This window comes from Shewanella acanthi (assembly GCF_019457475.1).
In the GTDB taxonomy this organism is placed as follows: Bacteria; Pseudomonadota; Gammaproteobacteria; order Enterobacterales; family Shewanellaceae; genus Shewanella; species Shewanella acanthi.
In genome coordinates this window covers 1,018,152-1,044,436 of record NZ_CP080413.1, presented here as the reverse complement: position 1 = coordinate 1,044,436, position 26,285 = coordinate 1,018,152, and the positions used below count along the sequence as shown (strand labels likewise).

The window sequence follows — 26,285 nt, the reverse complement described above, 5'->3', positions numbered from 1 at the left end:
TTTCCTACTATTACAACTGTTGTTCAAGCTGTTGCAGTACGTTGACCATTTCAAGCAGACTTAAAGCGGCTTCACCACCTTTGTTACCCGCTTTAGTACCAGAACGTTCAATAGCTTGTTCAATGGTATCAGTCGTCAACACACCGAAGGCAACTGGCAAGTCAAATTCTAACGCGATTTGAGCTAAGCCTTTATTACATTCGCCGGCAACAAAATCAAAATGAGGGGTACCACCACGGATCACCGCACCTAATGCGATAATACCGTCAAATTTACCGCTGGCAGCCACACGGCGTGCAGCAAGCGGTAACTCAACCGCACCAGGAACACGGACGACAGTAATGTTGTCATCACTGACTTGGCCAAAGCGTTTTAGCGTATCGATTGCGCCTTCAAGTAGGCTTTCAACCAAAAAGCTGTTAAAACGCGAAATAACAATCGCAACTTTGGCATTCTTCGCTTCGATATTACCTTGAACTACGTTCATTTTCTTACCTAATTAAGCTAAAGCACCCGGCTCTGGGCGAAAAGTGGCGACATGATACCACAGTCAATTGCTCACAGCCCTATGCAAATTATAGAAATGGAAAATTTTACCCAAAAGCTTATCAAACCAAACAAGCCAAATCGACTATTCGGCAACGTATTCAGTGACTTCCAAACCAAAGCCCGACAGCGAATGATAACGCTTAGGTGAGCTTAATAGGCGCATTTTAGTCACGCCAAGGCTTGATAGAATTTGTGAGCCCACACCCACGCGGCGAGAGGTACCCTGCCATTTTGCAGGGGCAGTGGCTTGACCTTGATCCTCAGCCTCAAAGGCTTTAACCTTCGAGAGCATTTCACAGGTATTCTCCTGATTCCCAAGCAGCACCAACACGCCGCCTTCATTTGCGATACGCTCCATGGCTTTCTCTAACGGCCAACTGCGCTGCTGATCGCGCTCTGAATGCAGTAAATCATTAAAGGTATTTTGCAAGTGAACGCGCACTAAACAATCGGGTTTTACCTCACCTTTTACTAACGCAAAGTGCAGCTGATTATCGATAGTGTCCCTAAAGGTCACCATATCGAACTCACCGAAACGAGTTGGCAATTTACATTTAGCTTCACGCACAACCGTGGTTTCTTTGGTATTACGGTATTCTATCAAGGCCGCAATCGTGCCGATCTTGATGCCGTGCAGTTCAGAGAACACTTCTAAATCTGGGCGGCGCGCCATAGTACCGTCTTCGTTGAGGATCTCAACAATAACGCCCGATGGCTCAAGACCCGCTAAACGGGCTAAATCACAACCCGCTTCAGTGTGACCGGCACGAATTAACACCCCGCCATCCTGTGCCATCAAGGGGAATATATGCCCTGGTTGAACTAAATCTGACGCCTTAGCATCCTTGGCCACCGCCGCTTTTACGGTCACAGCACGATCATGGGCAGAAATACCGGTAGTAACACCCTCGGCCGCTTCAATCGAAACGGTGAAGTTAGTGGAGAACTGGGCATTGTTGTTGGTGACCATCAACGGTAGATTTAACTGCTGACAACGGGCTTTTGTCATGGTTTGGCAAATCAGGCCACGGCCAAATTTTGCCATAAAGTTGATCGCCTCAGGCGTCACTAACTCGGCCGCCATGATCAGATCGCCTTCGTTTTCCCGGTCTTCGTCATCCATCAAAATAACCATTTTGCCCTGACGAATGTCTTCGATGATCTCTTCTATGCTGTGAAGCGCCATAATATGACCTTAATTTTTTGCTTGTAATTGAAATTATTATATTAATTATGAGTTCGGCGTTAACGCACAAACCCCGCGCGGGCGAGCATTTCCATAGTCACGCCACTGCCTTTTGCTGGTTTATTTTCAAAATTCATTAAACGCTCGAGATAACGGGCAATTAAGTCCACTTCAATATTCACCTTATCACCTGCTTTTAAATCGATAAGCGTGGTTTCCCCTGCGGTATGGGGAACAATAGTCAATCTAAATCGTGCCCCGTCAACTTCGTTAACGGTTAGGCTCACGCCATCGATAGTGATCGAGCCTTTATGGGCAATATAACGGGCAAGCTCAGCGGGTGCCGCCAGCCAAAATTCAATGGCTTGTCCGCGGTGATGACGTTGCTCAACGGTCGCAATCCCATCGACGTGCCCACTCACCATATGCCCACCTAAACGGGTCGTTGGAGTCACGGCCTTTTCAAGATTAACCTTAGTGCCAACCTGATAGTTTGCAAATCCGGTGAGGCTCACGGTTTCAGCTGACACATCGGCAACATAACCATCTGCAAGTTGTTGTACTACGGTCAAACACACGCCATTGGTCGCAATACTGTCGCCTAAGCGCACGTCAGTTAAATCCAGTTTGCCACTGGCGACCGTAAGACGAATATCATCGCCCTTACGCTCTAATTTTCGCAGTGTGCCAACGGCCTCAATAATCCCAGTAAACATGATTAACTCACTTAGTTGTTGCAAATAGTTTGGGCTTAACGCTCAAGGTGATACGGGTATCCTTGCCCAATTTACGTACATCGGTCGGCGTAAGATCGGGGATGTCTGACATCATTTGATAATCCGGCAATTCAAGTAAATTGCGCCCTTTAGCGCCAAGGATTTTCATCGCCTGATAAAGCACCAGCTCATTGACTAACCCTTCGGCTAAAAACGCGCCCGCAAGGGTTGCACCCGCTTCCACCAGTACCTGATTACAGCTTTGACCTAAATAGGCTAACAGCTCGGGGATTGATACGCGCCCATCGACTGCGCTTAATTGGAGGCAAGTCACATGCTCGGGTAATAGGGCTTTAAATTCTTCGCTATAGGCTAAGGTTGAGACTAAAAGAATGGGCGATGTAATCGCAAATAATGCGGCCGAACTCGGCATACGGCAACGGCTATCTAATATGACTCGTAGTGGCTGTAGCAGTAGCTCTTCATTAAGCGAGTCTTTAACGCTACCCAGTTCCTGATAACGCACGTTTAAAGCAGGGTCATCGGCAAGAATAGTTTCAATGCCGGTAATCAAGGCGCAGGAGCGTAATCGTAAACGTTGCACATCACGGCGCGCATCACTGCCGGTAATCCACTTAGAGACACCGTTGGATAAGGCAGTTTTGCCATCGAGACTCGCGGCAAGTTTTACCGTTACCCAAGGCAGGCCAATTTCCATCCGCTGCATAAAACCTAAATTAAGGGCATAGGCCTCATCGCGGTGCAGACCTACATCGACTTCAATCCCTGCGTCACGCAGCATTTGAATACCGCGACCACCCACTTGAGGATTGGGGTCTTCAACGGCAACCACGACCCGCTTAATGCCATTATTAATCAGCGCTAAGGCGCAGGGCGGCGTTCTGCCATAATGACTGCAGGGCTCTAAGGTGACATAGGCGGTCGCGCCGCAGGCATTTTCACCTGCCATGCGCAGGGCATGCACCTCGGCATGGGGTTCACCCGCCCTTTGGTGGTAACCTTCGCCGATAATTTGATTATCTTTCACGATAACGCAGCCAACGCTAGGGTTGGGACGAGTGGTATAAAACCCTCTTCGAGCCAATCGGATAGCTCGGCTCATCATCTGGTTATCGAGTACTGACCAATTCATGTTAACCCTATTTTTACGTCATCGATTGCTTAGGGTGAGGTTGGATATCACCCCCTGCGGCTTTTTCATCTGCTCATTCGAGTAGATGAATGTGCAGCTTACTTTTGAAGTTTAGCAATCGCCTCGCCAAATTCTGACACATCTTCAAAGGCGCGATAAACGGAGGCAAAACGAATATAGGCCACTTTGTCTAAGTTCATCAGCTGCTCCATCATCAGGTTACCAATCATCTCAGATGGGACCTCACGCTCGCCAGTCGCGCGCAGCATAGATTTAATTTTGCTTAAGGCCTGATCGATTTCATCCATAGACACTGGGCGCTTTTCAACCGCACGCAACATTCCCGCCTGCAGCTTTTCTTCATCGAATGGCTGACGAGTTCCGTCACGCTTAATTACGCGTGGCATGACTAATTCGGCACCTTCGAAGGTGGTGAATCGTTCGTGGCATTCGGTGCACTCCCGGCGGCGACGTACTTGATGGCCTTCCGCCACTAATCGGGAATCGATAACTTTAGTGTCTGTCGCGCTGCAAAATGGACAATGCATTGAGCCTCCTGCCTGTGGATGGGTTTAACCCCTTGGGCTTTACGCTACATCCAAGACTTGAAAGTTCGATTTAAGCCTTGAATTTAAGCAATAAAAATGGCCGCAATTTGCGGCCATGGGATTTTATCCTATTTATGGGCTGAGGTTAACTACCTCGCATTAACCACCTCAGCAGTTATTGCTATTAGCCCTGTAAAGGATAGCTTTACGGATTAACCGTAAACTGGGAAACGGGCGCACAGTGCCAATACTTGGCCTTTTACGCGCTCGATAACGTCTAGGTTGTGGGCATCGTCAAGGATGTCACAGATCCAGCCAGTTAACTCTTTTGCTTCAGCTTCTTTAAAGCCACGGCGAGTGATAGCCGGCGTACCGATACGAACACCTGATGTCACAAATGGTGAACGTGGATCGTTTGGTACAGAGTTTTTGTTAACTGTGATGTTTGCGCTACCTAAAGCTGCATCGGCTTCTTTACCCGTCAGTTCACGACCGATTAGGTCAACCAGCATTAAGTGGTTGTCAGTACCGCCAGAAACGATTTTGTAACCGCGCTCTAAAAACACTTCAACCATGGCTTTAGCATTCTTAACCACTTGTTGTTGATAGGCTTTAAACTCTGGCTCGAGTGCTTCTTTGAAAGCAACCGCTTTACCCGCGATAACGTGCATCAAAGGACCGCCTTGACCGCCAGGGAATACCGCTGAGTTGAGCTTCTTGTAAAGCTCTTCATCATCAGCCGCAGACAGAATGATACCGCCACGGGGACCCGCTAAGGTCTTGTGAGTCGTAGACGTGACAACGTGTGCGTGTGGCACTGGGTTTGGATAAACGCCAGCTGCAATGAGACCGGCAACGTGGGCCATGTCAACAAACAGGTAAGCACCGATTTTGTCTGCAATTTCACGCATTCTTGCCCAGTCAACGATACCTGAGTAGGCAGAGAAACCACCGATCATCATTTTTGGCTTGTGCTCTACGGCCAGACGCTCCATCTCGTCGTAGTCAATTTTGCCAGACTCATCGATACCGTAAGGAATGATGTTGTACAGTTTGCCAGAGAAGTTTACCGGTGAACCGTGAGTTAAGTGGCCACCGTGGGCTAAGTTCATGCCTAAAACGGTATCACCTGGTTTTAGCAATGCCATGTAAACGGCACTGTTTGCTTGAGAACCTGAGTGAGGTTGAACGTTTGCATAGGTTGCGCCAAACAGTTGCTTTGCACGCTCAATTGCTAAGGTTTCAACGACGTCAACATACTCACAACCACCGTAGTAACGCTTGCCAGGGTAACCTTCGGCGTACTTGTTGGTTAACTGTGAACCTTGCGCCTGCATCACGCGAGGACTGGTGTAGTTTTCAGAAGCAATCAGTTCAATATGCTCTTCTTGACGCAGGGTTTCGTTCTGGATTGCGTTAAACAGTTCCGGATCATAATCTGCGATATTCATATCTTTTTTCAGCATTGCTAACTCCAGCTGCCAATTCTTATAGGTAGGGTTGCGCGGTATTCTACTCGTAACGAGGTCACAATCACAGTGTTTAGAAGATGAAAATCCTGCGCAATTGCCTTGAAAGCGACTCATTGTCGATTTGAGTTCGCCGGATTATCGAGTAGAATTAGCCGCATCATTAGTCACTTATAGATACAGAAAAAATGGCTCAGTTTGTGTATAGCATGCTGCGGGTGGGCAAGGTTGTTCCACCTAAGAAGCAGATCCTTAAAGACATTTCCTTAAGCTTTTTCCCCGGCGCTAAGATCGGTGTATTAGGTCTAAACGGTTCAGGTAAATCCACCCTACTGCGTATCATGGCAGGTCTCGATACCGAAATTGAAGGTGAAGCGCGCCCAATGCCGGGGCTCAAGATTGGTTACCTGCCACAGGAACCTAAGCTTGACCCAACGCAAACCGTTCGCGAAGCGATTGAAGAAGCGGTTTCGGAGGCGAAAAATGCCCTCAAACGTTTAGATGAAGTTTACGCAGCCTACGCCGATCCCGATGCCGACTTCGACGCGCTTGCCAAAGAGCAAGGTGAACTCGAAGCCATCATCCAAGCCCAAGACGCCCACAACCTAGACAACATTCTAGAGCGCGCCGCTAACGCACTGCGTCTGCCAGATTGGGATGAAAAAATTGAAGTGCTATCGGGTGGTGAACGCCGCCGTGTGGCAATTTGTCGTCTACTGCTCGAAAAGCCAGAAATGCTGCTGCTCGACGAACCCACCAACCACTTGGACGCCGAATCAGTCGCGTGGCTTGAGCACTTCCTGCAGGAATACTCGGGCACAGTAGTGGCGATTACCCACGACCGTTACTTCCTCGATAATGCTGCTGGCTGGATTTTAGAACTTGACCGTGGTGAAGGTATCCCATGGGAAGGTAACTACTCTTCATGGCTTGAGCAAAAAGATGCCCGCTTAAAGCAGGAATCTGCCGCTGAAAGCGCCCGTCAAAAGACCATCGCTAAGGAATTAGAATGGGTTCGCCAAGGCGCGAAAGGCCGTCAGTCTAAGGGCAAAGCCCGTATGGCGCGCTTTGAAGAGCTTAACACCTCTGATTACCAAAAACGCAACGAAACCAATGAGCTGTTCATTCCACCAGGACCGCGTTTAGGTGACAAAGTTATCGAAGTCACTAACCTGACTAAGTCCTACGGTGACCGCGTGCTGATCGACAACCTGTCGTTCTCCATTCCTAAGGGCGCTATCGTCGGTATTATCGGTGCTAACGGCGCGGGTAAATCGACCCTGTTCCGCATGCTGTCAGGCAGCGAGCAGCCCGATAGCGGCACCATCGAGTTAGGTGAAACCGTACAATTAGCGTCGGTTGAACAGTTCCGTGACTCTATGAATGACAAGAACACCATTTGGCAAGAAATCTCTGGTGGTCAAGACATCATGCGTATCAACAACATGGAAATTCCAAGCCGCGCCTATGTGGGCCGCTTCAACTTCCGTGGCGCGGATCAACAGAAAGTGATTGGCACGTTATCGGGCGGTGAGCGCAATCGTGTTCACTTAGCTAAACTGCTGCAAGCTGGCGGTAACGTACTGCTCCTCGACGAACCCACCAACGACTTAGACGTTGAAACCCTGCGTGCACTGGAGGAAGCGATTCTCGAGTTCCCAGGTTGTGCCATGGTGATTTCGCATGACCGTTGGTTCTTAGACCGTATCGCGACCCACATTCTGGACTACCGCGACGAAGGCCAAGTTAACTTCTACGAAGGTAACTACACCGAATACTCGGCGTGGCTGAAGAACACCTACGGCGCCGATGTGGTTGAACCACACCGCTTAAAATACAAGCGTATGACCAAGTAATTTGGCTTATATTAAAAAGCCCCGCCAATCATGGCGGGGCTTTTTATTTGCAAGTTGCTATGGGCAAAACTGACTGTTTGAAAGAAACTCGCAGGTTTTAAGCGTTATTCAATTGTAACAGTCACAGCCGCTGTAAAACCCTGCTTTAATCCTTATCGGCAATCGCTTTGACTTCACCGTCCCTATCAAACACATCGACTTGCACATAACGTAACCTCACCGAGGCAGGCCGCGTCTTATCTTCCTCTGCGAGTCGCTTCTCCAGTTGTCGAACAAAACCTTTGGCATCGGGTTTTTGAATTCCGCCCACCATCACCCGCACCATCTGTATGCCATTTTCCTCATCGATGTTGACGCGAATTAACCTCAGATTTGGGTAGCTAAGTAGCTCCTCGCCCACCACCCGTATGACCTTACTTTCGTAGAGTTGCCGCGCGACCACATTTTGCAGGTTATAACTCAGGGCAACCACCAATAGAACCAACAATACTATGGAGATCACATTACGCTTAAGCAGTTCCCAAATAGAGCTTTTTTGCCAAAAATAAAACCCATGAAAGCCATTGAGCCACAGCACCACCGAGGACACAAATTGAATAGCGATAATATTGGTAAAAGTCAGCAAGAAGGCGCCACGTGCCAACGCAAAATCGCCATGCCCAAGCAAGATTGCCGAGGCGCAAAGGGGCGGCACCAAAGCGGTAGCAATCGCCACTCCCACAAATGAAGTGCTTAAACGCGGCGAAATGGTTGCATAAGCCCCTGCAGCACCTCCTGCAAAGGCCACCATTAAATCGAGAAAATTGGGGGAGGTTCTCGCCATAATCTCAGGCGTAATGGGGATGTCTGAATGCACAAAACCAATCAGCAGCGCCGTGGCATAAACAACAATACTGCCCACCACAATGCTTTTTATCGAATGACGCACCAGCAGTTTTTCGCCTTCGACCAAGCCAAGGGCCAAGCCTAAAATCGGCGAAAACAGCATGGCAACAATCATGGCGCCAATCACCACGGCGGCGCTGTTAGCCAAGAGGCCATAACTTGCAATAATCGCCGCTAGGGTGTTCATCGCCAAAAATGGCACATCGAGCTGAGCATTCACCCGAATATTGGCGCGGGTGAGTTCCTTATGATCCTTAATGTCTTCGCTCATTTAGTTTTCTCTTTAGGGATACCGGAAAGGTTGCAGGAAAACGTCATTATTTTAACCGCTTACGATTTGAATATAGCTGAACAAAAATCCGCCTAAAAGGGATTGTGAAACACTTTTTAAAATATCCAGCAAAGGAATGATGAACGATAAGTTAGATGTAAAAATACCCAGTTTTATGTCCTTGTCGGTGAGCCAAGTTCACTTTATGCTTGGCAACTTATTAACAATGGTGAACAAATACTCAAGGATGCCCCATGCCCACTCTTCTGAAAAAAATAGCGAGTTGTATCCTAAATAAGACAGAGCATGGCGCATCCGTTAAATTTCCCCTTCGCAGCTTTAGCCTTGCCCTCCTTCTCGCGCAATCTACTGGAGTGAATGCCGCGGATAAGATTAACGATGGCCCCTATGTATTTTTGGATAAAGAGCGCGAAAACACCGCCTTCTGGGTATGTGACGATAAACTTAAGCAAACGCCAATCATCGAACACCAACTCAAACGGCCAGAAGATTGTGCAAAACTTGCTGAGCCCAAACTGCATTCCCAAGCGCCGATTGTCGAGGCTGATACCTACAGCAATGTCGGCATGATAGTGGCGCTTAGCGATGTGCACGGGCAGTTCGATGTGATGATTAATCTGCTCAAGGCCCACAGGGTTATCGATGCCAACAATCGTTGGGCCTTTGGCGACGGCCATATGGTGATGACAGGCGATATGTTCGACCGAGGCCATCAAGTTAATGAAGTACTTTGGTTTTTATACGAATTAGACAAGCAAGCCGAGGCAGCAGGCGGCAAATTACATCTTCTAATGGGCAACCATGAACAGATGGTGTTTCGGGGTGACGTACGCTATGTCAACGATCGTTACCAAACCTCGGCCAATCTACTTAACCGTAGCTACGACGCTCTTTACAATAAAGGCACCGAAATCGGCCGCTGGCTAAGAACTAAAAATACCTTGGTCAAAATCAACAATCTGCTGTTTATGCACGGCGGTATCAGCCCTGAATGGCTTGAGCGAAAACTCGATATCAGCACGGCTAACCAGTTGTTTCGCGAGCATCTAGATGACAGTAAAGAGGAGCTAAAGCAAAATGAATTGCTCAACTTCCTGTTTTTCAAAAATGGCCCAACTTGGTATCGAGGCTATTTTAAAGATGAGTTAAAGGATAATGAGGTCGATAACATCCTGAATTACTTCAATGTGGAACATATTGTAGTCGGCCATACCTCACAGGAACGAGTTCTGGGTCTATTTAACAATAAAATCATTGCGATCGACAGCAGCATTAAGGATGGCAAGTCTGGGGAATTACTGCTGATAAAGGGCAAATCCTTCAGCCGCGGTTTATATCAAGGCGAGCAGCGAACACTCTAAAAGCGGACTTATGCCTACGACCAGTGACTGGTAATTGATCAATCTGGCCTTATGAGCAGGCTATTTTCATTAGGTCCAATTGTCCCCCCAATTGATTAACTACAACGTTCTTACTGACAAAGGCACGAAAATCTTAAGTTTCATTGCCCGGTTGACGAAAAAACACAATTAGTTTCACTTTCCTACACGCAAATTTACAAACATTTACCCACACCCTAGATGATATTCTCTAGAATAGCGCCAGAAGCGTTATTTACCCGTTAAAGGCCTTTGCACGAGAACCTCATTCCAATGAAAAAAACCATCATTGCCATCGCCTTTATTGCGATAGCGGCCACCGCAGTCAGTTACAGTGATTTATTACACGCAGCCAAACCCGAGGTCGAGCCTCGTTTTATGCGCACAGTTCCTGTTGTTACAGGTGAAGTAGTTGAGCATCCACTCGCGCAGTCAATTTCATTAATTGGTAAACTTGCAGCGGAGCGCGCCGTGGTTATCGCGCCTCAAGTGACCGGAAAAATTACTCGCGTCGCAGTGACCTCTAACCAAGCAGTCAAACAAGGGCAAGTGTTGATTGAACTCGATGATATGAAAGCCCAAGCCGCGGTTGCCGAGGCGCGAGCCTACTTAAATGATGAAAGCCGTAAGCTGCGCGAATTCGAAAAGCTCATCACCAAAAATGCCATCACCCAAACCGAAATCGATGCCCAAAAGGCTAGCGTCGATATGGCGGCCGCACGTTTAGCCTCAGCAGAAGCTGACCTACATTACCATTCTCTAACGGCCCCCTTTGCCGGCAAAACTGGCCTGATCAATTTTAGCGAAGGTAAGATGGTCAGTATTGGCACGGAACTGATGACCTTAGACGACCTCTCCAGCATGCGTGTCGATCTGCAAGTCCCAGAGCACTTTCTATCGCAACTTAGCATCGGTATGGATGTCTCAGCCGTGAGCCGCGCCTGGCCTGATGAAACCTTTATCGGCAAAGTGGTAGCCATCGACCCAAGGGTTAACGAAGAAACCCTCAACCTTAAGGTTAGGGTGCAGTTTGAGAATGCCAAAAACCGCCTAAAACCTGGGATGATGATGTCAGCCACCCTCACCTTCCCGCCAATTGCCGCGCCCATTGTACCAGTACAAGCACTCGAATATTCGGGCACTAAACGCTATGTCTACGTGGTTGGCGCAGACGAGATAGCCCATCGCACCGAAGTGATTTTGGGCGCACGCGTGGGCGACCAAGTGCTTATCGACAGCGGTCTTAAGATTGGCGATAAAGTGGTGGTACAGGGACTTGTGAATATGCGCGACGGCCTAAAAATCAATGAAGTCCGCCTCGATGTAAAAAATGACAGCAATGCTCCCGGCAGCCAATCTGGCCGCAACAGCGCGGAGACCAAATAATGTGGCTATCCGATGTTTCTGTTAAGCGCCCCGTCGTTGCCATCGTTTTAAGCTTACTCTTGTGTGTTTTCGGTTTCGTGTCTTTCACTAAACTGTCAATAAGGGAAATGCCCGACGTCGAAAGCCCTGTGGTCACTGTTAGTACTAGCTATTCTGGCGCCTCGGCGGCCATTATGGAAAGTCAAATCACTCAAACCCTGGAGGATGAACTCACGGGGATCAGTGGTATCGATGAAATCACCTCAACTACCCGTAATGGGAGCTCGCGGATCACGGTTAAATTCCTCCTCGGTTGGAATTTAACCGAAGGGGTCAGTGATGTGCGTGACGCTGTAGCTCGCGCCCAGCGCCGTCTGCCGGAGGATGCGAACGATCCAGTGGTCTCTAAGGACAATGGTTCGGGCGAGCCGTCGGTCTACGTGAATTTAAGCTCCAGCGTGATGGATAGAACGCAGCTGACCGACTATGCCCAAAGGGTTTTGGAAGACAGATTCAGCCTTATCAGCGGCGTAAGCTCCATCAGTATCTCTGGTGGGCTCTACAAGGTGATGTACGTAAAGCTTAGACCCGAGCAAATGGCGGGCCGCAATGTGACAGTGACCGACATCATCAATGCCCTGCGTAAGGAAAACGTCGAAACCCCTGGCGGCCAAGTACGTAACGACACCACTGTGATGTCGGTGCGCACAAAACGCCTCTATTACACCCCAAAGGATTTCGATTACCTAGTTATTCGCACCGCCAGCGACGGCACGCCAATTTACCTTAAAGACGTGGCCGATGTGGCCGTGGGCGCCCAGAACGAAAACTCGACCTTTAAAAGTGACGGCATCGTTAACTTAAGCCTTGGAGTCATCACCCAGTCCGATGCCAACCCGTTAGTGGTGGCGCAGGAAGTGCATAAAGAAGTCGATAGAATTCAAGACTTTTTGCCTGAGGGCACCAGCCTAGTCGTGGACTTTGACTCCACCGTATTTATCGACCGCTCAATCAACGAGGTCTATAACACCCTCTATGTCACGGGCGCACTCGTGGTATTGGTGCTGTATATTTTTATTGGTCAGGCACGGGCCACACTCATCCCCGCCGTGACGGTTCCTGTGTCGTTAATTTCAGCCTTTATCGCCGCCAACATGTTTGGCTACTCGATTAACCTGCTCACCTTAATGGCATTAATTCTTGCAATTGGCTTAGTCGTCGACGATGCGATTGTGGTGGTGGAAAACATCTTCCATCATATTGAGCGTGGCGAGGAACCACTACTTGCCGCCTACAAAGGGACCCGCGAAGTGGGCTTTGCGGTGGTTGCGACCACGGCGGTACTGGTGATGGTGTTCCTGCCCATCTCCTTTATGGAGGGCATGGTCGGTCTGCTGTTCACCGAGTTTTCTGTGATGCTCGCAGTGTCAGTACTTTTCTCATCATTAATTGCATTAACCCTAACGCCAGTGCTAAGCAGTAAACTGCTTAAGGCCAACGTCAAACCCAATCGCTTTAATCGCTGGGTCGACGATGGCTTTGTTGCCATGGAAAGGGTGTACCGCGCTGCGGTGACTAAGGCGATTCGATTTAGATTCCTAGCCCCCTTGGTCATCCTCGCCTGTGTCGGTGGTAGCGCATTGTTAATGCAGCGCGTCCCTTCACAACTTGCGCCGCAGGAAGACAGAGGCGTGCTCTACGCCTTTGTGAAAGGCGCTGAAGGCACCAGTTATAACCGCATGACAGCCAACATGGATATTGTTGAGGACCGCCTAATGCCACTTCTTGGCCAAGGCGTTCTACGTTCATTCAGTGTGCAGGCGCCCGCCTTTGGTGGCCGCGCGGGCGACCAAACAGGCTTTGTGATCATGCAATTAGAGGACTGGGAACATCGCTCGGCGAGTGCCCAAGAAGCCCTCGGAATTGTCAGTAAGGCGCTCAAGGATATCCCCGATGTGATGGTGCGTCCTATGATGCCAGGCTTTAGGGGGCAATCGAGCGAGCCTGTGCAATTCGTCCTTGGTGGCTCAGATTACGCCGAGCTATTCAAATGGGCGCAGGTATTAAAAGAGGAAGCCAATGCCAGCCCTCTGATGGAAGGTGCGGATCTCGATTACGCCGAAACCACACCTGAACTTATCGTCACCGTCGATAAAGAGCGCGCCGCAGAACTGGGCATTAGCGTGGATGAAGTCTCGCAAACCTTAGAGGTTATGCTGGGGGGTCGTAAGGAGACCACCTATGTCGATCGCGGCGAAGAGTACGATGTGTACCTGCGTGGCGATGAAAATAGCTTTAATAACGTGGGCGACTTAAGCCAGATTTATATGCGTTCGGCTAAGGGTGAATTAGTCACATTAGACACTGTGACCCATATTGAGGAAGTGGCCTCGGCACAAAAACTCAGCCACACCAACAAACAAAAGTCGATCACCTTAAAAGCCAACCTCAGCAGAGGTTACACTTTGGGAGAAGCGCTCCAGTTTTTGGATAACAAGGCAATTGAGTTACTGCCAAAGGATATTTCCATCGGGTATACCGGTGAATCTAAAGACTTTAAGGAAAACCAAAGCAGCATTCTTATCGTCTTTGGCTTAGCTCTATTAGTGGCTTACTTAGTATTAGCAGCGCAGTTCGAAAGCTTTATTAACCCCTTAGTGGTGATGTTTACTGTACCTATGGGGGTATTTGGTGGCTTCTTAGGTCTACTTATCACCAGTCAAGGCATCAACATCTACAGCCAGATTGGTATGATCATGTTGATTGGTATGGTGACCAAAAACGGTATCTTAATCGTTGAATTTGCTAACCAATTACGTGACCGAGGTTTAGCGCTGGATAAGGCGATTATTGATGCCTCGACCCGCCGTTTACGGCCGATTTTGATGACGGCGTTTACCACCTTAGTGGGTGCAGTGCCCTTGATTTTCTCATCGGGTGCGGGATCAGAGAGCCGTATCGCCGTGGGTACTGTAGTGTTCTTCGGAATGGCGTTTGCGACCTTCGTGACCCTGTTTGTGATCCCAGCCATGTATCGGCTTATTTCGGGCGCGACTCACTCTCCGGGTTATGTTGAAGCGAAACTCGAAGCGGCTATCAAGGCTCAAGAATTAGCGATTCAGCAGTTAGCAGCCCAAAAACAGTCAAGCCAACAATCAAACACTGTTGTAGAGTCGCAAAACTAACAAGGATTTAATCTTAAAGCCAAGGCGACGCCTTGGCTTTTTTCTATGTAAAATGCTTATGAATGGCCTTTAGTCGCTTCATGCTAAAGTTATACATTCTAACCAGCTTAACTGTTGAGATAAGCCCTTGAAAAGAATCGCCCTATTTGTCGATGTCCAAAATATCTATTACACCTGCCGTGAGGCCTATCAGCGCCAGTTTAACTATCGCAAACTCTGGCAACAGTTAAGCGCGCAGGGTGAGATTGTCAGCGCCATCGCCTATGCCATTCATCGCGGGGACGATGGCCAGTTAAAATTTCAAGATGCGTTGAGACATATTGGTTTTGAGCTAAAGCTTAAGCCCTTTATTCAGCGCAGCGATGGTTCGGCGAAGGGCGATTGGGATGTGGGCATCACCATAGATGTGCTGGAAATGGCGCCCGAGGTGGATACTGTAATCTTGCTATCTGGCGATGGGGACTTTGCCCTCTTGCTCGATAAGATAAGGCAAAAATACGCCGTCGAGGCTGAGGTGTATGGCGTGCCCTCCCTCACCGCAAAATCTCTGATGGAGGCGGCCAGCTGCTTTAATCCGATAGAAGAGTCATTGTTACGTTAATGCCTGTATATCCCCAGCATTAACTGCATCCCCCACACGAACGAGTTAGCAAGCCGTTACTGAGACGTCACATCGGAATACATGGGCGCAAGGCGCTTCAGCAGCGCATTGCGGCTCGATGTTGAAATATGCAGTTCCTTCATCGATTCAATCAAATGCCCGACTAAAGCATCAAAATCGGCCTGAGTGATATTCAAACCTTTATGGCTGTCTGCCATGTTTTCGCCTTGATAGACGCAGCCACCATCCGTTACAGCGCACAAATGTTCGATAAGACGCTCGCGAAAGATAGCAATATCCGTTTCATCGAAGTGGTGCACAATGCGGGGATCCCGCGCGATACGCGCAAGCAAGCCATCAACGATAGCCGAAACGCCCGAATCACCACCGAGGGCCTGATACAATGTTGTAGGACTGGCGTTCACACTAGATACAGTGGTGTTAGGATCAGATTGGGCGCAGCCAGCAAGTAAAGCTGTCGAGATTGAAAGAGCTGTGATTAAAAGGGCTGTGGTTAAAAATGCTTTGGTTAAAAGTGCCGTGGTAAAGCGTACCGTGGCGAAAGAGAGAAACTTGCGTAAATGACTCATAGCGCGCCCTCCAGCGACAGATACCAGCCCTGCTGATGCTCAAAACCCGCAATGCTGCCTAAATCGGCATAGGCTGTGACCACTGACAGATGCTTATTGATAAACCAAGCTAAAAATATGTCCTGCCAATCATCCTCTCGAGCAAATCCCAGTTCGTTCGGTTTTTGACGATATTCAATACCCAGTGCCAGATTATCGGTGAGCAGTAACGCAGCCGAGGCTTCCAACACAAAGTGGTAATCGTTACTGGCCTCAGTACCAAACCCTAATAAGCCAGTTTGATTGGCTTTGGTCACGCGCACTGTGGCATTGAGTAACAAATTACGACCCGCTACCGTATCAAAAAACACTTTACTGGCAGCGACATATATATCTACCCCCCAATCATCCCGCGCGCCAACCGCCTGAGGAAGGCTAAAGTCATCCACTTTTTTATACTGTGCGCCCAAGGTGATTTGTGGCATGGCAGTATATAACAACTCGCCGGCAAGCTTGTATTTGAACCCCACAATATCCTGACCAAGCTCGCCGCCCAGAGTATCCAAATCAAAGGTTTGCCTTGCCAAACTGAGCTCAAACAGATTGTCATAACTTAACGAGGTGCCCATCACTTTTAGCGTAAAATCATCGACATAAACACCCGTGGCCATGGCCGTTGCCGACCACTCATCACTGCTGCCATAACCGTTTATCACGGCCCAAGGCACTATGCCACCGCCGGCACTGCCCTCGATCATTGACGCGCCGCCAGTGGCGATCACGCGGCTACTCTCAGCCACAACTGGCGCAATGCCCCCTAACCAAAGCGGACAAAACAGACAAAGCAGCGCCCTAGCATAGCGCCGAGTCGATAAGCTCAACTTCATTGTGTTCATGGACATACTCACTCAATACGCGATTGGTTGCATTAGAGGGCGATGATGCCCCCTGACGCCATTCGGCGTTTTGTTATTTGCTGCTACTGTTAAATGCTTCAAACCACTGGTCAAACTCAGCCGCTTTTAACGGCTTGGAATACACATAGCCCTGGATCAGATCGCAGTTGAGATGACGAAGAATATCAACACCTTCTGGCTCTTCAACACCTTCAGCCACAACGCTAAAGCCGAGGCCATGGATCAATTGAATGCTGGTATTGACTATCATGGCATCCTGACTGTTCAAGTGCATATTCTGGATAAAGCTACGATCAATCTTCACTTCATCAACGGGTAATAGTTTCAAATACGCCAGTGATGAATGTCCGGTGCCAAAATCATCTATCGCAACCGAGACGCCCATATCGCGGAATCGTTGCAAGACCCCCACAACGGTTTGCGCATCTTTCATTACGGCGCCTTCGGTGACCTCGATGCAGAGTGCTCCGGGTTGCAGATGATTGTCCTTTAACAGGTTGGCAATTTGATTTGGTAAACGTGTATCCAGTAAATCGTGGGCAGACAGATTAATCGCCAACTTCAGCGCTAGGCCCTGCTGCTGCCATGTCACCAACTGCTTGATGGCCTGCTTCAGTACCCATTGGCTGACAATATCAATGTTGCCTGAGTTTTCAGCGAGTTGAATAAATTCATCCGGCGGGATAAAACCCAGAGTAGGATGTTGCCAGCGGATAAGCGCCTCGGCGCCAGTACATTGATTGAGCGGTAAATTAACCTTGGGCTGAAACACCAAATAGAGCTGGTCCTGCGCCAAACCGATAGGCAAATCACGGATAAGTGTGAGTTCTCGCTGATACTTTTCATCGTCGCCCTCACGATAACTAACGATTCGCAGTTCCTGAAGGCAGGCCTGGTTGAGGGCAATTTCGGCGCGGCGCAGCAACACATCAATGTCGGCACCATTGCCATCAATTTCGAGCAGCCCTGCTCGTACCGTCAGCGAAATATTGGAACCTTGGATGGGAAAGGGAGCTTCCAGCATATCCAAGGATTTCAGTAATTGATCGCCCCCAATCCCTTGGCGATACAAGAGCAAAAACGAATCGCCATCCAATCGCGCCAGCATATCCGCTGTGGGTGCCAGCTGTTCCAAACGGCGGGCAAACAGCAGCAATAAGCTATCGGCGTTAGCAAAACCGATAATGTCGTTGATATGGCGAAAATGCTTGATATCCAGCAATACGATAGTGCCGGAGAGATCTTGGTTAAGATCGGTTAAATGCTGTTTTGCCGCGAAACGATTCAGCAAGCCTGTCAAACTGTCGTGGCGCGACTGATACAGTAAATCCTTTTCGCGCGCCTCAATATCCTCCCGCATCAAAGACAAACTGTTGGCCAATACCCGCAATTCCGCAGGCGCCCCCTGAATGCTCTCGGGCTGCAGCCCCTGACCAATTTTACGGGCATATTGCACCAATCGATGAACGGGCTCGGTCAAACTGCCCGACAACCAAATGGCAATGGCAATCGCCAATGCCAGCGTCAACGCAAAGATCAGCAGCATGTTATTGCGTAAATGCAGATAACTTTGCTGCCACTTGAGGTTTGACTGGTGCAGCAGCGCCAACTGGCGACCATTATGCTCATACAGGTTGATTGCCATGGATAAGTAGTCCGCAGGAATATACTCGCTGGGCATAGTTAACAGGCTGGGGAATCGGTTTTTCTGCGCAAGCACACTCTGTTGTTCGGCGCTGGATAAGGTGGAGGCGATTTCAGTCCAGCCATTGGTCTGATTAACAAAGCTAACATCAATTCCTGTGATGGCTTTGGCTTGGCTAGCCACTTTTTCATCTAACAAAAAGCCCATACCAACCCAGGCTATCAGAGTTGGCGCCTTAACTGGTTGAAGGACAAACTGATAACTCGCATGGTCAAAATCGAGAATCGCCAAGGCATTGGTATTGCTGGTGGCCAGTTCAAATAGGGATTGAATGTCATCCTGTGTAAGCCCTGGCAGGCTTGAGGTTAACAGTTCCCCCTTGGGTGACAATAATATGGCTGCATCAGCACCGATACGGGCACCATGATTGGATAATACTGACTCTATCGTTTCTTGCTCTCTTGTCGCAATCGCACGCTTAAAACCAAAATCGGCGCTGAGCACAGATAAGCTTTGACTGAGTTGAGCACTGCGATTCGACAACACTTCGAGAAACACATTCGCGCCGATTTCAAGGCTCTTTTGTTGCTGTAAAAAGTTATCTCTCTGTGTTGCCGTCAACACTGAAAATGCCGTGGCTAACTGCACTAGGGTCAGCACAGTAAAGAAAACTAAAATCAGTCGAGCACGGAAACTATTTAGCATCGAAGGACCCAAACCCCGATAGCGGAGCCGAAGGTTTGGCCTGACGCTCGACATCTAATGCCAGCGTGAGTGTTTGAGTCTCGGCAGCCAAATTGAGGTCCTTAGGCTCAGACATGGCCTTCTGCCATGGATGCCAAAGTTTGACTTTATAATGACCGGCCGTAAGTGCCTTGAATTGGATCTCTCCTTTTTCGTTCGCCACCGCCACAATGGGGCTATCTGCAACATAAATAAAGGCTTGCATATAATCGTGAATATTACAGCCAAGCGCCACTAGGCCAGGTTTATCAAACAGAATCGGCGCTTCGGCTTTACCCACATAAAGTTTCAACTCGAACGGCTTGGCCTCGGAAAAGGAATACACATGGTGGCGGGTACGATCCAGATTAGGAAAATCTACTTTTGATCCTCTAGGAACTGCCAGCACAAAGGGGATAAAGGCACGGTTTTTTTGTGACATTTCATAATGATCAGTAATGGTCGTTTTATCGGGCATCACATCAGGGATAAGTTCCACAACCGCATCGGCCAGCGTCACTTGTTGCGAGTCTACCACCTGAATCTGGAGGTCTGCGGCCATACTCTGGGGCACCACCATACAGACTAACAAGGTAAATACAGCGCGATTTAATATCATTGGTTACCCCAAACGAAAGGTGACGGCAAGAGTGCAGCAAGACATAGGCATATCTAGTCATACGATATCAGTATAGGATTTGGATCTGCGTGGTGTTGAAAATCATTCATTTACCGAAAATCCGCCCCAATCTTGCAGAATTAAAACAGGAGTAAGGCTTATCGCCCAACGGCCTTTGTGCTAACGGGCAGCAGAAAGATGAAAACACCACTCTTAAATATTGCTAAAGCACCGACAGTGAGTAATCTAGAGTCACCATTTGCTCAGCTTTATAACTTGATGTCCTCATACTCTTGTGTCGAGAGTTGGTAAAAATTATCGGCATCGGCTAGCAACACATCATAAACGTTCGAGTCCAACTTACCTTGTTGAACCATAGGCAACATAATCTCCAGCACCTCACTTAAGGACATTGAACCTCGATAAGGCCGCTTTTGGGTTAAGGCTTGAAACACATCGACGAGTGCAAGGATCCGCGAAGGTAAATCTAATTGTTCTGGTCCTTTTCTAAAAGGGTAACCAGAGCCATCGAGGCGCTCATGGTGATTAGATGCCCACTGTGCAATCAGGGAATTAGGGAAAAAACTGTGCAAGGTAAAGGCGGTATAGGCCGTGTGGCGCTTAACGATGGAATACTCTTCACGGGTCAATGCGCCGGGCTTATGGAGCAGCAGATCTGGGGTTTTTAACTTACCCACATCATGCAACAGCCCTGCAACGTAAAGCAGCTCTGCATCAAGATCTGCAATGCCACATTCCTTAGCCACCAATTTAGCAAGTAATGCGACCTTTTCTGAGTGATAGAAAGTAAATGGGCTCTTAGCATCGACAATTTTGGCAAGGAATCTGGCAATCTGGATCACGCCATCTAAGCTTAACTCACTGTCATAAAAGTAATTCTCCTTAAAATCCAGAGCCATTTTCTCGATATGCGCCGGCTCCATGTTGTACCAAAAGCCATCTTTATTAACCAACTGGCACATGGCATCAACCATTTCGGGTTTAAAGAGCGTTTCTCGATGGGCGAGTAAATTCTCAGTCACCAAATTCTCATACAAAGTTATCAGCTCTTCATGGCAGCCATGGGTATAACGAGCCCTCAGAAAATCCGTTCTATCCGCAAGAAAAATCAGCGCGGCAACATCGCGATCAAATTCAGGAATATCCAATTCGATTAATTCTTGCCATGGGGTGTGGTGATACAAAATGGCAAGGGAAAATCTGTCCAAAATAGGACATTTAATGAGGCCTTCAAAGCCTCGCACACAGTGAAAGCTAATGTCCTCTGGTTGCATCAACTTGAGGAGTCTTAAATGTTCATTTGTAGATGAGACGCCACAGTCGTGAATGAGGCCGGCAAAATAAACAAATTGTTTTTTGTCTTCAGACCAATTGAGTACATTAGCGCATTCATAGGCCATATAAGCGACGCGATGACCATGGTGTAAATCGTCCACGCCAACAAAATCGAGTACTGTCGCCACGGCAAGAATGGCATGCCTAACATCTATTGTGATTCGGAATTGTTCGGACTGAGAAACATCCATCCCCTTAGCCTACTTCATGCGATTTGCCTTGGTAAAATATAGCCAAGCCGCAGCAGGTATCCAGAGACAGGCCTTAAATTAACGCCAACTACGCTGTCATTTGTAGGCTATGGCAGTTCGGCTTAACTCTGTCAGCCCAAATGGGCCTGCACAGTGCAAAAGCTCAGATAAACCAATAGCCTAAGGATCCCTTCCTATGCTATAAAACCACGGTACTTATATGGTTAATAAAACGGTTTAGTGAAGGTTATGGGTGAAAGAGTTACGGCATTAGCCACAAAGGGATTATCAACTAAAAAGCTCTCTTTTCTGTGGGTTATCGCCCTAATGTACTTTTCCTTCAATAGCCATTTTACCCTTGCTCAGCAAGTAGAGCAGCTCAAGAGTACTCCTAGCAGTCAATCTACAACCGCTTCAACTATTACCTTAGCAGCTGAGGACAGTTGGCCCCCTTTTGCCGATCAATTTGGACATGGGATTTCCCATAGGTTGATTAAAGCTGCCTTCGAACAGTTACCTTATGAGATCAATAGCTTAATTGTGCCCTACAGCCGAGGGCTGATGATGGCTGAGAAAGGCAGTGTTGATGGCGTATTCAACGTGTCGAAGGAAGAAAGCACTGAGCAGCGTTTTGTCTTCGGAAATACCCCTCTGTTTGTCGCAACGGCCTCTTTTTATCAGAAAAAGCAAACAAAGACAGTGAACAATAAATGGGCGCTGCCAATTGGGAGCACTGTTGGGATCATAAAAAGCTATGAATATGGGAATGAATTTAACGAGTTGGTCAAACAGCGAAAGTTAAATATTGTTACCGTGACAACCCAGCAGCAACTGGTGAATCTGTTATTGATTGGCCGTATCGATGCAGCATTGATGTATGATCTTGTTGCACAGGAAGTGCTGGCAAAAATGGGAGTGGATGGGGAAGTACAGTCAGTGTTTATCAACCACAGCAGCAATATTTATCTCGCCTTTTCCAAGCAAAGCCCTCGAGCTAAACAATTAGCCCAAGAGCTCGATCTCGGTCTGCTGCGCCTTAAAACCAATGGTAAATATCAACAACTGCTTAGTACTCAGACTCAGGAAACCAGACTGTGAACTTTCTTGGCATAACTATGGGCTTTGAGTGCGAATAATCTCAAGATTAACCCAATGCAGCAACTGTTTAATGGCCTTAGATAAAATCTGATTTTGCCTGACGATATAGCCTAAACTGGTGGTAGGGAACTGTGGCAGCGGCGTCACTTTCGTTTTTAAATTTGGCTTAGTGTAAATCGAAAACTCAGGCACAATCGCCACACCGAACCCCGCCTCAGCCCAATCGATTTGTGCATCCACACTACCCACCTCCATAATACGGTAACTGGGCAAATTCAATGACGGCAATGCAGGGTCGAGTAACTCACGTGTGCGGGTATCGTGACCTAACAAAATAAGGGTTGGTCGCTCACCAAGGGCAAACTCAGTATTAGGCGCACTTTGCTGCCACATGTCAAAATTGTCCCCAAGGGCGCACCACTTAATCTGCTGCAGCTCAGTAAAGTGCAACGGATGGCTCTCTTTTTGCGCGATAACAAAGCCTAAATCCGCCTCGGCATTGGTAACTAACTCCGATGCCTGTGATGAGGTGGTATTAAACAGCGTAAAATCAATGCCGGGGAATTGAGCTTTAAATAACTGAAACGGATGGATTAACAGTAAACGCGAAATAATGTCACTTGCCGCAATGGTTAATGTGCCTTGGCTTAAGTCATTAATGGCATTGAGATCCGCCTGACACACTTGCAGCTCCAACAGGGTCTTTTGACTGGTTTCAAGCAGGCGCATCCCCGCTTGGGTGAGCCGAAAGGGATTGCGTTCAATCAGCTTAACCCTTGTACTTTGCTCTAACTGCTTTAGGTGCAAACTCACATTGGGCTGCGTCATATGCAGCGCAGTGGCTGCCTTTCCAAAATGTTTGTATTCCGCCAAAGTGACAAAGGTCTTGAGCCAATGGAGTTCGAGCATAGTCACCTCAACGTTAAACATTCTCAAACAGTATACTATATGAATTTCTTATTAAGATAATAACTATAATTAATTTCTCTTATTCATAAGTTAGATCTAGCATTATCGCCTAATTCCTTTGGAGATGATGTTATGCCGTCTATCGTAGTAGTAGGTGCAAATTGGGGTGATGAAGGCAAAGGCCGCATCGTAGATTATTTAGCAGCAGATGCCGCTGCAAGCGTTCGCTTCCAAGGTGGTAACAACGCTGGCCATACCGTAGTCAACGACTTCGGCACCTTTAAATTACACCAATTACCGAGTGGCATTTTCAATCCAAACTGCGTTGCAGTACTTGGCCCTGGCATGGTGATCAGCCCTGAAAAACTGAGCATTGAAATCGCTGAAGTTGAAGCTGCTGGTATCGAAGTTAAACTGTGCATTTCAGACCGCGCTACCCTGTGTTTACCTATCCACGCATTAGAAGATACCTTAGAAGAACAACGTTTAGGCGATCTGGCCTACGGTTCGACCCGTCAAGGTATAGCACCCGCTTACGGTGACCGTGTGATGAAAAAAGGCATTCTGGTAGGTTGGTTACAACAACCAGAAGTACTGAAAGAGCGTATTCAATTTATGCTCGACTGGAAACTGCCACAGCTTAAAGCCCTTTATCCAAGCTGTGACTTCAGCCAAAGCGCAGAAGAAATGACCCAGTGGTTATTAGATGTGACCGCCCCATGGCGCCCATTTATCTGCAACGTAACAGAGCCATTAAAAGCACTGCAAAAACAAGATGCTAACCTGCTGTTTGAAGCCCAATTAGGCGCAGGTCGTGACTTAATCTACGGTGAGTACCCATACACGACTTCATCAAACGTAACTGCGGCTTTCGCAGGTCTGGGTAGTGGTTTACCCGCGCTGCGCCCTGAGCGCGTGATTGCCGTGGCTAAAGCCTTCAGCTCATCTGTAGGTACTGGCACATTGGTAACTGCGATGGAAGAGCAAGACGCATTCCGTGAAAATGCTAATGAGTTTGGCGCAACGACCGGTCGTCCACGTGACATGGGTTACTTTGACGCAGTGGCAACCCGCAACGGTGTTGAACTGCAAGCGGCAACTGAAATTGCTCTGACCAAGATTGACTGCCTCACTGGCATGAAAGATCTGAAAATTTGTGTTGCCTACGATGGCGAGCACACTGAAAACCCAATTTGGCCACAAACTGCCGCCCTAAGCCCAGTGTACGAACACATGGAAAGCTGGAGTGAAGACATTACAGGTTGTCGCACCTTCGAAAGCCTGCCAAAGGCTGCACAACACTATGTTGAGCGCATCGAAGCCCTGATGGGTGTGCGTGTCAGCATGGTGTCTGTAGGTCCAGAGCGCGATCAAATGATCATCCGCTAAGCTGTCTTGACCCTTGTCGTTAAGCCGCATTAGCTAAGAAAGCTTACCCTACAAAAAAGCCATATCCGTTTCGGCGGATATGGCTTTTTACTTTGAATGACGTATTTCATAAAGGATACAGAGCATTAGCCACTTCATACTACCCCCTCCCGTCTTAATACAAGTAATTCCAAGTACAAGGCGCATTTCGGGTTTTGTTCAGTGCCATAAACCGCTAGACTGCGCATCAATGATGCCTCTAACACCGATAATCAATGCCACAATTTAGCCTCACCTATCACTTCCCCGTGCAGATTTACTATGAAGATACCGACTTTTCCGGCGTGGTCTATCACCCCAATTTTTTAAAGTACTTCGAGCGTGCCCGTGAACACGTGATTGGGGCCGAGCGATTGCAGAGTCTTTGGCAGGAGCTGCAATTAGGTTTTGCGGTATACCGCGCCGATATGCTCTGCCACGAAGGGGTCGAGTTTGCCGATATTATTGATGTAAGGACAAAATTTTACTTCGAAAGTAAATACCGCACCGTGTGGCAACAAGAAATCTGGCGTCCCAATGGCAAAAAGCCCGCCGTCACCGCCACCATAGAAATGGTTTGTATGAATCAAGCCCGCCAACTCGCCCCAATGCCTACCGAGCTGATTAGTTTCTTGAGCACTGGATTAGAGTAAAGAGACAACAGCAAATTAAGATTCTTAGCGCTAATAGTGAATGTCAAATTCTGATTTCGATGGATTAATGATGAAATTAAGCCACGTCACAAAGTGGCGCTAGCTTGAATGCATTATTAGCCTTTTGCGGAAAATGCTTCATGAAATGTAGCAATTCCGCGTGGTACCGATTGCGAAAAACTCAAACATAAAAAGAATTCAGCGGGAAGATCTGGGTAAGTCAGATTGTTTTGGTGTACAAATCCAAATCTGCTGTAGTAAGCGGGGTCTCCAACCAGTACGCAACCCAACGCTCCCTTTGCTTTCAGTTGTTGAAGTGCTGAAAGCATGAGATTTGAACCAATACCTTGCTTCTGGCGCTCAGGCAAAACAGAAATGGGCCCAAGCCCATACCAGTTGGAAACGCCACTCGATATGCTTACAGGTGATATGGCTACATGACCGACTAAAGAACCATCTACCTCAGCAACTAGCGAGATGGTCAAAGCACCTGCATCACGTAAGGCATCCACAATAAAATGCTCTGTATGAGCTGTATGGGGTGCGTCAAGGAACGCGGTTTTTGTGAGTGCATGAATCGCCCCTATGTCGAAAGGAGATTCTGCTCTGATGATTAATGACATACCGAACTCCTAAAAAACGAATACTCCATAACCGGCGCAATAAAGCTTGACTAAACAGTGCGCAGAACGGGCACTGTCAAGTTTTTGCGTCTTCCCTTACTGCCATTGTTAGGCGATTTTTCACGCTCTAATTGAATACAACAATAGAACCTGCAGCTCCATATACAACTTCTTAGACCGCAAGTTTGGCACCTACTCTAAAGCGTCGAAGCGATGTTAGGGGTTAAAGGTGGCATAGAGAAAGACTCCTTCGTTAATCTTTCACTGATTAAAGCCCCCTTCCAATAAACTCCCCTTAAAGACAAAAAAAAGAAACATTTAAATAACAAAGTTCAAATCAAGTTACTGATTGACTAAAAAGCATTTACGTAAAAAAACACCTCCACACCAT

Annotated in this window: 22 protein-coding genes; 8 read left to right on the top strand and 14 right to left on the bottom strand. The window is 48.0% G+C overall.

The features are described 5' to 3' along the window. Positions 1-10: 10 nt before the first annotated feature. The 6 genes from ribH to glyA form a co-directional block, all read right to left on the bottom strand. A complete protein-coding gene (gene ribH, locus K0H61_RS04630) occupies positions 11-487 on the bottom strand; it encodes a 6,7-dimethyl-8-ribityllumazine synthase (protein WP_220051582.1) in 477 nt (158 codons plus the stop codon). Positions 488-631: 144 nt separating this feature from the next. Continuing rightward, positions 632-1,735 (bottom strand): bifunctional 3,4-dihydroxy-2-butanone-4-phosphate synthase/GTP cyclohydrolase II, encoded by a 1,104-nt coding sequence (gene ribBA, locus K0H61_RS04625; protein WP_220051581.1) that lies wholly within the window; start codon positions 1,733-1,735, stop codon positions 632-634. A gap of 59 nt (positions 1,736-1,794) precedes the next feature. After that, positions 1,795-2,451 carry a riboflavin synthase gene (locus K0H61_RS04620; protein ID WP_220051580.1) on the bottom strand — a complete coding sequence of 219 codons (657 nt, stop codon included), beginning with the start codon at positions 2,449-2,451 and terminating at the stop codon, positions 1,795-1,797. Positions 2,452-2,458: 7 nt separating this feature from the next. Next, positions 2,459-3,604, bottom strand: coding sequence for a bifunctional diaminohydroxyphosphoribosylaminopyrimidine deaminase/5-amino-6-(5-phosphoribosylamino)uracil reductase RibD (ribD, locus tag K0H61_RS04615; RefSeq protein ID WP_220051579.1), 1,146 nt, complete (start codon positions 3,602-3,604; stop codon positions 2,459-2,461). Between the two features lie 98 nt (positions 3,605-3,702). Beyond that, positions 3,703-4,152 carry a transcriptional regulator NrdR gene (nrdR, locus tag K0H61_RS04610; protein ID WP_220051578.1) on the bottom strand — a complete coding sequence of 150 codons (450 nt, stop codon included), beginning with the start codon at positions 4,150-4,152 and terminating at the stop codon, positions 3,703-3,705. Positions 4,153-4,364: 212 nt separating this feature from the next. Then, on the bottom strand, positions 4,365-5,618 hold the full coding sequence (gene glyA, locus K0H61_RS04605) for a serine hydroxymethyltransferase (RefSeq protein ID WP_220051577.1): 1,254 nt from the start codon (positions 5,616-5,618) through the stop codon (positions 4,365-4,367). A gap of 191 nt (positions 5,619-5,809) precedes the next feature. On the opposite strand from glyA, the gene ettA reads away from it, so the two are divergent. After that, a complete protein-coding gene (ettA, locus tag K0H61_RS04600) occupies positions 5,810-7,477 on the top strand; it encodes an energy-dependent translational throttle protein EttA (RefSeq protein WP_220051576.1) in 1,668 nt (555 codons plus the stop codon). A 145-nt stretch (positions 7,478-7,622) separates the two neighbouring features. Here the strand turns inward: ettA and K0H61_RS04595 are convergent, their stop codons facing one another. Then, on the bottom strand, positions 7,623-8,633 hold the full coding sequence (locus K0H61_RS04595; protein ID WP_220051575.1) for a TIGR00341 family protein: 1,011 nt from the start codon (positions 8,631-8,633) through the stop codon (positions 7,623-7,625). A 254-nt stretch (positions 8,634-8,887) separates the two neighbouring features. Here K0H61_RS04595 and K0H61_RS04590 point away from each other — a divergent pair, with 254 nt between their 5' ends. From K0H61_RS04590 to K0H61_RS04575, 4 genes are all read left to right on the top strand, one after another. Beyond that, complete coding sequence (locus K0H61_RS04590; RefSeq protein WP_220051574.1) at positions 8,888-10,015, top strand: metallophosphoesterase; 1,128 nt, start codon at positions 8,888-8,890, stop codon at positions 10,013-10,015. A gap of 291 nt (positions 10,016-10,306) precedes the next feature. Further along, positions 10,307-11,419, top strand: a complete 1,113-nt coding sequence (locus K0H61_RS04585; protein WP_220051573.1) for an efflux RND transporter periplasmic adaptor subunit — start codon at positions 10,307-10,309, stop codon at positions 11,417-11,419. Continuing rightward, the gene (locus K0H61_RS04580; RefSeq protein WP_220051572.1) at positions 11,419-14,583 is read left to right on the top strand and encodes a multidrug efflux RND transporter permease subunit; all 3,165 of its coding nucleotides are present in this window, start codon (positions 11,419-11,421) and stop codon (positions 14,581-14,583) included. The genes K0H61_RS04585 and K0H61_RS04580 overlap by 1 nt, the downstream gene beginning before the upstream one ends. A 127-nt stretch (positions 14,584-14,710) precedes the next feature. After that, the gene (locus tag K0H61_RS04575; RefSeq protein WP_220051571.1) at positions 14,711-15,184 is read left to right on the top strand and encodes a LabA-like NYN domain-containing protein; all 474 of its coding nucleotides are present in this window, start codon (positions 14,711-14,713) and stop codon (positions 15,182-15,184) included. A gap of 56 nt (positions 15,185-15,240) precedes the next feature. Here the strand turns inward: K0H61_RS04575 and K0H61_RS04570 are convergent, their stop codons facing one another. From K0H61_RS04570 to K0H61_RS04550, 5 genes are all read right to left on the bottom strand, one after another. Then, a complete protein-coding gene (locus K0H61_RS04570; protein WP_258406006.1) occupies positions 15,241-15,774 on the bottom strand; it encodes a group I truncated hemoglobin in 534 nt (177 codons plus the stop codon). Continuing rightward, a complete protein-coding gene (locus K0H61_RS04565) occupies positions 15,771-16,649 on the bottom strand; it encodes a DUF3034 family protein (protein ID WP_220051570.1) in 879 nt (292 codons plus the stop codon). Before K0H61_RS04565 ends, K0H61_RS04570 begins: the two co-directional genes overlap by 4 nt. A 73-nt stretch (positions 16,650-16,722) precedes the next feature. Beyond that, positions 16,723-19,020: a putative bifunctional diguanylate cyclase/phosphodiesterase gene (locus K0H61_RS04560; protein WP_220051569.1), complete on the bottom strand. Its 2,298-nt coding sequence runs from the start codon at positions 19,018-19,020 to the stop codon at positions 16,723-16,725. Continuing rightward, on the bottom strand, positions 19,010-19,657 hold the full coding sequence (locus tag K0H61_RS04555; RefSeq protein WP_220051568.1) for a methylamine utilization protein: 648 nt from the start codon (positions 19,655-19,657) through the stop codon (positions 19,010-19,012). The genes K0H61_RS04560 and K0H61_RS04555 overlap by 11 nt, the downstream gene beginning before the upstream one ends. A gap of 269 nt (positions 19,658-19,926) precedes the next feature. Beyond that, positions 19,927-21,204, bottom strand: coding sequence for an HD-GYP domain-containing protein (locus K0H61_RS04550; protein ID WP_220051567.1), 1,278 nt, complete (start codon positions 21,202-21,204; stop codon positions 19,927-19,929). Between the two features lie 249 nt (positions 21,205-21,453). Here K0H61_RS04550 and K0H61_RS04545 point away from each other — a divergent pair, with 249 nt between their 5' ends. Then, on the top strand, positions 21,454-22,302 hold the full coding sequence (locus K0H61_RS04545) for a substrate-binding periplasmic protein (RefSeq protein ID WP_258406005.1): 849 nt from the start codon (positions 21,454-21,456) through the stop codon (positions 22,300-22,302). Positions 22,303-22,317: 15 nt separating this feature from the next. Here the strand turns inward: K0H61_RS04545 and K0H61_RS04540 are convergent, their stop codons facing one another. Further along, positions 22,318-23,211: a LysR family transcriptional regulator gene (locus K0H61_RS04540; RefSeq protein WP_220052472.1), complete on the bottom strand. Its 894-nt coding sequence runs from the start codon at positions 23,209-23,211 to the stop codon at positions 22,318-22,320. 132 nt (positions 23,212-23,343) lie between these two features. Here K0H61_RS04540 and K0H61_RS04535 point away from each other — a divergent pair, with 132 nt between their 5' ends. Next, on the top strand, positions 23,344-24,600 hold the full coding sequence (locus tag K0H61_RS04535; protein ID WP_220051566.1) for an adenylosuccinate synthase: 1,257 nt from the start codon (positions 23,344-23,346) through the stop codon (positions 24,598-24,600). 254 nt (positions 24,601-24,854) lie between these two features. Further along, a complete protein-coding gene (locus K0H61_RS04530; RefSeq protein ID WP_220051565.1) occupies positions 24,855-25,271 on the top strand; it encodes a thioesterase family protein in 417 nt (138 codons plus the stop codon). A 116-nt stretch (positions 25,272-25,387) separates the two neighbouring features. On the opposite strand, the gene K0H61_RS04525 is transcribed toward K0H61_RS04530, so the two are convergent. Further along, positions 25,388-25,894: a GNAT family N-acetyltransferase gene (locus K0H61_RS04525; RefSeq protein ID WP_220051564.1), complete on the bottom strand. Its 507-nt coding sequence runs from the start codon at positions 25,892-25,894 to the stop codon at positions 25,388-25,390. Positions 25,895-26,285 lie beyond the last annotated feature (391 nt).

What these genes read in the sequence shown, in the direction of transcription:
- K0H61_RS04525 (WP_220051564.1), bottom strand. Translation starts at nt 25,894, where the DNA reads ATGTCATTAATCATCAGAGCAGAATCTCCTTTCGACATAGGGGCGATT.
- K0H61_RS04535 (WP_220051566.1), top strand. Translation starts at nt 23,344, where the DNA reads ATGCCGTCTATCGTAGTAGTAGGTGCAAATTGGGGTGATGAAGGCAAA.
- ettA (WP_220051576.1), top strand. Translation starts at nt 5,810, where the DNA reads ATGGCTCAGTTTGTGTATAGCATGCTGCGGGTGGGCAAGGTTGTTCCA.
- glyA (WP_220051577.1), bottom strand. Translation starts at nt 5,618, where the DNA reads ATGCTGAAAAAAGATATGAATATCGCAGATTATGATCCGGAACTGTTT.
- nrdR (WP_220051578.1), bottom strand. Translation starts at nt 4,152, where the DNA reads ATGCATTGTCCATTTTGCAGCGCGACAGACACTAAAGTTATCGATTCC.
- K0H61_RS04590 (WP_220051574.1), top strand. Translation starts at nt 8,888, where the DNA reads ATGCCCACTCTTCTGAAAAAAATAGCGAGTTGTATCCTAAATAAGACA.
- K0H61_RS04530 (WP_220051565.1), top strand. Translation starts at nt 24,855, where the DNA reads ATGCCACAATTTAGCCTCACCTATCACTTCCCCGTGCAGATTTACTAT.
- ribD (WP_220051579.1), bottom strand. Translation starts at nt 3,604, where the DNA reads ATGAATTGGTCAGTACTCGATAACCAGATGATGAGCCGAGCTATCCGA.
- K0H61_RS04550 (WP_220051567.1), bottom strand. Translation starts at nt 21,204, where the DNA reads ATGGATGTTTCTCAGTCCGAACAATTCCGAATCACAATAGATGTTAGG.
- K0H61_RS04555 (WP_220051568.1), bottom strand. Translation starts at nt 19,657, where the DNA reads ATGATATTAAATCGCGCTGTATTTACCTTGTTAGTCTGTATGGTGGTG.
- K0H61_RS04540 (WP_220052472.1), bottom strand. Translation starts at nt 23,211, where the DNA reads ATGCTCGAACTCCATTGGCTCAAGACCTTTGTCACTTTGGCGGAATAC.
- K0H61_RS04595 (WP_220051575.1), bottom strand. Translation starts at nt 8,633, where the DNA reads ATGAGCGAAGACATTAAGGATCATAAGGAACTCACCCGCGCCAATATT.
- K0H61_RS04545 (WP_258406005.1), top strand. Translation starts at nt 21,454, where the DNA reads ATGGGTGAAAGAGTTACGGCATTAGCCACAAAGGGATTATCAACTAAA.
- K0H61_RS04570 (WP_258406006.1), bottom strand. Translation starts at nt 15,774, where the DNA reads ATGAGTCATTTACGCAAGTTTCTCTCTTTCGCCACGGTACGCTTTACC.
- ribBA (WP_220051581.1), bottom strand. Translation starts at nt 1,735, where the DNA reads ATGGCGCTTCACAGCATAGAAGAGATCATCGAAGACATTCGTCAGGGC.
- K0H61_RS04565 (WP_220051570.1), bottom strand. Translation starts at nt 16,649, where the DNA reads ATGAACACAATGAAGTTGAGCTTATCGACTCGGCGCTATGCTAGGGCG.
- K0H61_RS04585 (WP_220051573.1), top strand. Translation starts at nt 10,307, where the DNA reads ATGAAAAAAACCATCATTGCCATCGCCTTTATTGCGATAGCGGCCACC.
- K0H61_RS04580 (WP_220051572.1), top strand. Translation starts at nt 11,419, where the DNA reads ATGTGGCTATCCGATGTTTCTGTTAAGCGCCCCGTCGTTGCCATCGTT.
- K0H61_RS04560 (WP_220051569.1), bottom strand. Translation starts at nt 19,020, where the DNA reads ATGCTAAATAGTTTCCGTGCTCGACTGATTTTAGTTTTCTTTACTGTG.
- ribH (WP_220051582.1), bottom strand. Translation starts at nt 487, where the DNA reads ATGAACGTAGTTCAAGGTAATATCGAAGCGAAGAATGCCAAAGTTGCG.
- K0H61_RS04620 (WP_220051580.1), bottom strand. Translation starts at nt 2,451, where the DNA reads ATGTTTACTGGGATTATTGAGGCCGTTGGCACACTGCGAAAATTAGAG.